The 6,811-nt window shown below is 54.8% G+C and carries 5 protein-coding genes; 2 read left to right on the forward strand and 3 right to left on the reverse strand.

The window, feature by feature from the left end:
• Window positions 1-31: 31 nt before the first annotated feature.
• Window positions 32-1,789, reverse strand: a complete 1,758-nt coding sequence (locus tag DSM3645_RS14335) for an HDOD domain-containing protein (RefSeq protein ID WP_002652924.1) — start codon at window positions 1,787-1,789, stop codon at window positions 32-34.
• Window positions 1,790-2,558: 769 nt separating this feature from the next.
• Here DSM3645_RS14335 and DSM3645_RS14340 point away from each other — a divergent pair.
• Window positions 2,559-3,419 (forward strand): DMT family transporter, encoded by an 861-nt coding sequence (locus DSM3645_RS14340; RefSeq protein WP_002652926.1) that lies wholly within the window; start codon window positions 2,559-2,561, stop codon window positions 3,417-3,419.
• A gap of 14 nt (window positions 3,420-3,433) precedes the next feature.
• Here the strand turns inward: DSM3645_RS14340 and DSM3645_RS14345 are convergent, their stop codons facing one another.
• Window positions 3,434-4,873: an MFS transporter gene (locus DSM3645_RS14345; protein WP_002652927.1), complete on the reverse strand. Its 1,440-nt coding sequence runs from the start codon at window positions 4,871-4,873 to the stop codon at window positions 3,434-3,436.
• A 395-nt stretch (window positions 4,874-5,268) separates the two neighbouring features.
• Window positions 5,269-5,511: a hypothetical protein gene (locus DSM3645_RS30220; RefSeq protein WP_131282571.1), complete on the reverse strand. Its 243-nt coding sequence runs from the start codon at window positions 5,509-5,511 to the stop codon at window positions 5,269-5,271.
• A gap of 273 nt (window positions 5,512-5,784) precedes the next feature.
• Between DSM3645_RS30220 and DSM3645_RS14350 the strand changes: the two genes are divergently transcribed.
• Complete coding sequence (locus tag DSM3645_RS14350; RefSeq protein ID WP_131282574.1) at window positions 5,785-6,594, forward strand: tetratricopeptide repeat protein; 810 nt, start codon at window positions 5,785-5,787, stop codon at window positions 6,592-6,594.
• Window positions 6,595-6,811: the final 217 nt, after the last annotated feature.

Genomic DNA, 6,811 nt, shown 5'->3' on the forward strand with positions numbered 1-6,811 from the left:
AAAAGGAGGCGCACCGCGGTACGCCTTTTGATTATGGCTGCGGCGTGGCCAAGGACTCGCCCAAAATTCCCTGGCGCTGAAGTTTCTCGATAAGCTCACTGCTGCTGAACGGCTTGGTCAAAAACTCGTTAATACCAGCCTGAATCGATTTAAGGATCGTCATGCGATTGCGATCCTGGCTCATCATGATGATCGGGGTCTCAAGTCCGTAATCGCGCACGCGCTGAATAAAGGAAATGCCGCTGCCGTTACTGAAGTGAGCCTCGCACACGATTCCGCAAATGTTACTGCTCAATTCCTCGCACGATTTGGGCGTCATCCAATGTTCGACATCAATGGCGAATTCGGATAGCGCAGCTCGAACATGCGTAGCAATCGCTGGGTTCTCGTCCACGACTATCAAGCGGGGAAGCGAATCAGTATTCGGGCTAGGCGATTCGGTTGGAATTTCCGCTTCCTCCACGAAACCGCGACTAGGTGCGCGGCCTGCAAGTTGGTCTCCGATTCCAATCACGAAACTTCTCCATTGCTTCGCATCCGGGATCGGAGTTTTGTAGAGGTCGGCGGATTCGCTGGCTTTGGCGATCGCTTCACCCAGACAACTCTTGACGTTGATTTTGTCATAGTTGGGAAGAGACCGCAGCAGTTGCTCAAATCGTTGGAACCTACACAACGAAGGGTAGTCTTGCATGTTGGCAAGCGCTTCGCCGATCTGCATGGCTCGGATCACTCCATGTTCCATCTCCGATAGATCGACCGAGTCGGATTCCGCATTGTGATGGTGCAAAATCAGGCGAATAAACGACGCAGGCAATTGCCATTGTTGCATGATCGCCGCCGTCACGTCGGCATGCGTAATTTCGTAGTCTTCCGCTTCCAGCATTTCCAGGCGAACCTGGGGAACGGTTCGATAGCGCTGGATGATTTTGAAATAGCTGTCGTATTCATGCGCTAAGGCCAGCATCCCGATATCCTGAAAGAGGCCTAGCAGATAGACCATGTCAGGACAGATGTCTTGGCAGCGTTGGGCGAAGACCGACGCCGTGCTGGCGATCATCGTGCTGCGAACGCCGAACCAAGAGATCAAATCGGCGTCCAGGCGTTCCAGCAGATTCGTTTGGCAGCGATGAATGCAAAAGCGGAGGACAATCACCACCGTTTGCTTGATGCCGAGCAGCGAAACCGCGTCTTGAAGTCGATGGACCTTGTTCGGCAGTCCCGCTGAGGAGCAATTTAACTTGCGGAAGATCTCGGCTGTCGCCAGCGCATCTTTGGAGATGTCGCTGGCCACGTCAGAGATGGTCGCCGATTCGTCGTTAAAGTACTTGGCGATCTTCACCGCCAACTGAGGCAGCGGTTGCAGAAAGTCGGCGTCGCGCACCAAATGGCGAGCGCTTTCTGGAATGAATAGTCCTCGATTCGCTTCCCACCGGCAAGAACGAAAGCAGGCGTCAGCGATCTCGTTGGGCGATGCCTCCCAGCCGAACAGATAGTCGACTTTTCCTTCTTTGGCGGACGCTTTTTCTTTTTCCGATAAGGTTCCCAATAGCACCGTGACCGGCCGCACCAAAGCCTGATCGAGACGTGATAATGTTTCCAGCCCGGTCAGAAAGCTATTGAGCTTATTCTCGATCACGATCGCATCAATTTGTTGTCGATTCACGATCCGATAGAGAGATTCCGAGTCATGGATCGCTAAAACGTCAAAGTCGGCGGCTTCAAACGCTTTCGCCAGTTGAGAGGAGTCTTTCTCAGGGCGAGTATATAGCACGGCGACATTCTTTTTCATTCTCGAATCCTTATCTCGCATCCACGGATTTCTCGACAGTCGAAGCCGATAAACAAGCCTAGCCTTCGACGAATTCCGATGTCGACTTTTCCTCTCCAAGACTAGGTGACGAATCGAGGAGGTCATCAAGCGGTTCGCCTCATGTTTCACCGAAGCAACAGCCTTGTTGGAAGACATGCGATCGCGCTGATCGTTCGCTGTTCAAGGGGTGCGAGAATTGCGCAATTTGAGGCGCCAATTCGACGTTGGAAAACTGATTTACCCTTGGAAAGCCGATAAAATTTACGGCAAATATCACTGATCTCGCCATGTTGCAACAGTTAGACCGAATCGTGGAATGGCAGAACTTGTGGGGGCATCACGACAGTTTTTTTTGTGTTATCAGCAGTTGCATTGGAGGTGCGCAAATTGCATCAGGGGACGTAAGCGAGAAAGAGAAATGCCATGGAAGGAAGTGGGATTCCGGCGCCTGTGCAGCCAATTTTCGTCGCTTCTTCCGGCGCTCATGACGAAGTCGGATTTAGGCGGATGACCGCAAATCACGCTGTTGAACAGTGTCACGGACCGACTGCGGACGCGATTGCGGCGTCGTCCTCGATCTCGAAGCTGGACTGCGGTGCGGTAATCTCGCCCAGTTTGTAAGCCAAAGTCCCTGCCGCCATCCGCGCTTTCTGCTACGTTGGTACGCTGAATCCTTTTGGGCGCGAACTTTCTATCGGCACCATGCGTCCCTGGGGCAGAAACTATTGCAACCTGAAACGCTCCCTGCATGCGACCGACGGACTACGCGAAGCTGACAGTTTTGGCCGCCATTTGGGGCGGATCATTCTTACTGATGCGCATCATGGCGCCGGCGCTGGGACCGTTTGGACTCGCTTCAAGTCGTCTGCTGATCGCCGGTATCGTGTTGGTGACGTTTTTTACGGCTCGCGGCCTGGAGATCGAATGGCGCCGCAACTGGCGGCAGTACACCGTGATCGCCCTGTTAAATGCAGCGATCCCATTCACGATGTTCGGCTTTGCGGCGCTCTACATCCCAGCCGGCTATTCGGCGGTGATCAATGCGACGACGCCGATCTTTGGGGTCGCTTGGAGCGCCTTGGTCTTTGGGGAACGTCCGACCTGGATGATGGTCGTCGGTGCGATCCTCGGCTTATTAGGAGTCGGGGTCATCGCCGGATTGGGCCCGGTTGCGCCTTCCTGGGAATTATTGGCCGGAAGCGGCGCTTGTTTGACCGCCGCCGTTTGCTACTCGGCGGCCGGCGTCTACATCAAGACTCACACCGGACGATTGAAACCGATGGCGGTCGCCAGCGCCGCGCAGTTGATCGCCGGCACGCTGCTGATCCCCGGGATGGCCTTCTATCATCCGACGCCAGCGCTGATCACGCCGCTGGTAATTGCCTGCACGATCACGTTGGCTCTGCTGTGCAGCGCGGTTGGCTTTGTACTGTATTACCAATTATTGGCCGATTGCGGCCCGACCAAGGCGCTCTCGGTTACCTATGTGGTGCCGGTCTTTGGCGTCTTGTGGGGCGCGCTTTTCTTGGGTGAAACGATCACGCCGCTGATGATCGGCGGAATGGCGCTGGTGATCGGCGGCACTTTCTTGTTGGTGCGGCGGCACTAGTCCTCTACCACGGCTCATTCTTCGGCAGTCGCTACGCTGAACGCATTGCTCGGCCGTGCTATCTCGGCTTGATGTTCAGCCTTGTCGAAAATCCCCTTGCGCGTGTCAACGAACGCCCAGAAGATGGCGCCAATCAGATAGATCGCGGCGAACAGGATCAGCACCAGATTCCAGTTGGCGGTTTGCTCGAAGAGGATCCCGACCAAAATGGGACAAACGGCGACCGCCAGGTTTCCGGTCATATTGACGGCGCCTAGAACCTGGGCGGCGCGCGAACCGCTGATGTCAATGACGGCGGCGAACATCGCTGGACTGGCCAATTGCGCGAACAGGACGCCAAACGCTAATAGTCCAATCGCAAAATTGAGATCTTCGACAAACCAGCTGCAGAGAATCAGAACCGAGCAAACGCCGAGCGCCGTCGCTCCGACGCCGCTGCGACTAAGCCATAGGCTGCCGGTCTTGCGCCAAATCCCATCGGTTAGCATCCCTCCCAATAGGCTGCCGACCAGCGCGCCCGCGAGGACGACGCCCTGCATATAGCCGGAATGTTCGATCGAAACGCCGCGTGTTTCTTGCAAAAACGTCGGGAACCAACTGACGAAGAACATGTAGCCTGCCGCTCGACAGATCTGTTGGCCATGAATCAACCAAAGTCCGGGATGCAACAAGACCGCTTTCCAGTCGGTGGGACCGATGTCATCGTCTGCGGCGACGATTTGCGCGCGCGGTCGACCCGCTTGAATGAGGGTCCGCTCCGCCGCGTTGGCCTCGGGAGAAAGTCCCGGTCGATCACGAAACCGAAAATAAAACGCCAGCGCCCACAAGACGCCGGGTAGCGAAATCAATGCAAAACTCCAGCGCCAACTCATCACGCTCAACAGCAGACCGGTCACGATGCTGGCCGTGATCGCGCCAACTTGCATTCCCGCTGACAGCACGCCGCACGCGAGAGATCGCGTGGACATCGGCATCCAATAGTTGACCGTATTGGTCGACGCCGGAAAGATCCCCGCTTGGGCGATCCCCATCAGCAGTTGGGCGGTAATCAGCAGCCAAAGTCCCGGCGAGATTGCGGTGAACAAAGTCGTCACCGACCAAGCGATCGCAAAGATCGTCAGCGCCAGTCGAGTTCCAAAACGATGTGAGAACGCGCCGGTGGGGACTTGGAAAAAAGCGTAGCTCCAGAAGAACGCGCCCATGACGTGCCCCGACTGCGACAAAGTAAGTCCCAAGTCGTCACGAATCTGGCTCTCGGCGATCCCAAGCGAGTTGCGACAGAGGTAGGCCAACGCCGCCGCCGCCGTAAGCCAAGCGACCACGCGGTAGCGAATCGCCGTGGGAGGCTTGCCGTCCGGTGCGCATTGGTCAGCGATTTCACGCGTCGTCACTTCTGCTGTGGAAGGCTGGATCAGAACTGCCGGTTCCGGCGCTTCACCATCTTGCTTGACCATCGAGGGAATCCTTGCAACCTACGCATCAAGAGAATCGGTCGCTGCTATCAGACAACCGCCTCTGAAGTTTTTTCTTACCTTGCAGTAAGGGCTCGCCCATGCATGAAGGGGGCAAAACCATCAAACAGGAGAGCGCGAGCAGCGTCTGAAAACATCTCGCTTCCATTTCCGCTGAAGCTCGCGAAGCGTATCGATTGACCGAAGCCGATCCGGGCTCGGCGGAGGATAGGAAATGGAAGTGCGGCGCAATACAGCGAGATCAGACCTTAATCATCATGAACTACACAGGCGCCAGAGTATGGCTGTGCGTCGATTGTGACGACAACAGTCTATCAAGGTATCACGTGCAATCAATGAAAAATCGAACTCGGCGCCCCGCGAAATATTCAAGCCTTTTACACACAACGACAGTAAAAATACCCCGTTGCGTCGCCACGCTTGAGCGAACTCGGACGTGATTCGCAGGCCTTTTTACGTTTCAACACACCCTGCGATTGCGGGCGCGGCGTCTCCCCCGGATGGTGTTGACGGAATCTGGCGAAAAAGCGTATGGTTTTTTCGTCGAGCAGCTGCAATTTCAGGCCCTCGACTCCTTTGCATCCGTTCTTTCCTGGGGTCCAGTCGTGAAACCAGTCCATTTCCTCCGCTTCTTGGCAGGACTACTGCTGGTTTTGGCGCCCTTTTGCGGCGACCCATCACTGGCCGATATCGACAATGAGTTAGTGCGAAAGCAACAAGGCATCATCCGCGAAATTCGCAACGCCGAGCGAGACAACGATTTTAACAAACAATACTCGCTATTGATGGAGCTGCGCGATCTCACTCTCTATCGAGAGCACGAACGGAAAGTGATTGGTATCGAAGAGATCGATTTTTATGCTCGCGATTTAGAACTCGCGATGGACTTCTCGGTGGATCAAATGGAGCTTGCCCAGGAGGAATGGAACACGCGGCGTCAGGCGGAAATCTGTCTTAAATTTCATGACAACACGAATGCGGTCAAGCATCAACGGCGATCGTTGAAATTGTGCGAGCAACTCTTCGGCGAAAAGTCATTCAAATCGACCTGCGCAAGACTCGCATTAGCGCAGGCCATTTTTCTCAGCAAAGCCAACCTGGACGATGGGATCGCCGTGGCCGAGCAAGCCCGACAGAGATTCGATGAACTTGGCGTCGCAGAATCCGAAAACTGCGTGGAGACGCAACTCGTCTTAGTTTATCTTTACGCTGAACAGGATCAGAATGAAAAAGCGATCGAAGCAGGCGAGCAATCGATCCGCATTCTGGAGAAGATGCAGTACTCCAAATCAAGCACTTATACAAAGCTGACAGGCGTACTCGCGGATGTGCTCAATCAGCAAAAAAAACATGATCAGGCATTAAGGTACGCGATGAAAGGCAGGACCAACTCTTCCCCGCAAAAGGGAGGAGACGCGAATGACTATTTCCGCCTCCTAAAGGAGTCTGGCCGCGCAAGAATGGGGTTGGAAGATCATGAAAAAGCATGCCAAGAGTACGAGTATCTAATATACCGCGTCAACGACGAGACCGGTTTTCCAGAAGATAAGCGGCTGGAGTATTTAGAGGAATACGCCGGCGTGCTGAAAAAGATCGGCAACGATGAGCGTCTTGGCTATATCGAAAGCAAAATCGCCAAGCTCAAGAATGAATCGCAGGACAATGAATTGCCGGAGGTCGAAAAGAGCCGGTATTCCAATTAGTTCGCGCGGCCGCAAATCTCGCAACACTAGCCCGCGGCGCGAGCCAAGGGCATGCGGTTGGCGCTGCAGAAAAGCGATACGCTACTCGAATCTATTCCAATCGCATCGCCCAAAATAAATCGACGCCGATTCCCTTGGCTCGCGCCGCGGGCTAGTGTTTTGGTTCCCAAACGCGCACTAAAAAAGGCTGGCCCTTATGGGACCAGCCTCTTTTTGG

Origin of the sequence: Blastopirellula marina DSM 3645 (genome assembly GCF_000153105.1) — a bacterium.
Taxonomy (GTDB): domain Bacteria; phylum Planctomycetota; class Planctomycetia; order Pirellulales; family Pirellulaceae; genus Blastopirellula; species Blastopirellula marina.

Coding starts and splice junctions, on each gene's coding strand:
- DSM3645_RS14335 (WP_002652924.1), bottom strand. CDS start 1,789: ATGAAAAAGAATGTCGCCGTGCTATATACTCGCCCTGAGAAAGACTCC.
- DSM3645_RS14340 (WP_002652926.1), top strand. CDS start 2,559: ATGCGACCGACGGACTACGCGAAGCTGACAGTTTTGGCCGCCATTTGG.
- DSM3645_RS14345 (WP_002652927.1), bottom strand. CDS start 4,873: ATGGTCAAGCAAGATGGTGAAGCGCCGGAACCGGCAGTTCTGATCCAG.
- DSM3645_RS30220 (WP_131282571.1), bottom strand. CDS start 5,511: ATGGACTGGTTTCACGACTGGACCCCAGGAAAGAACGGATGCAAAGGA.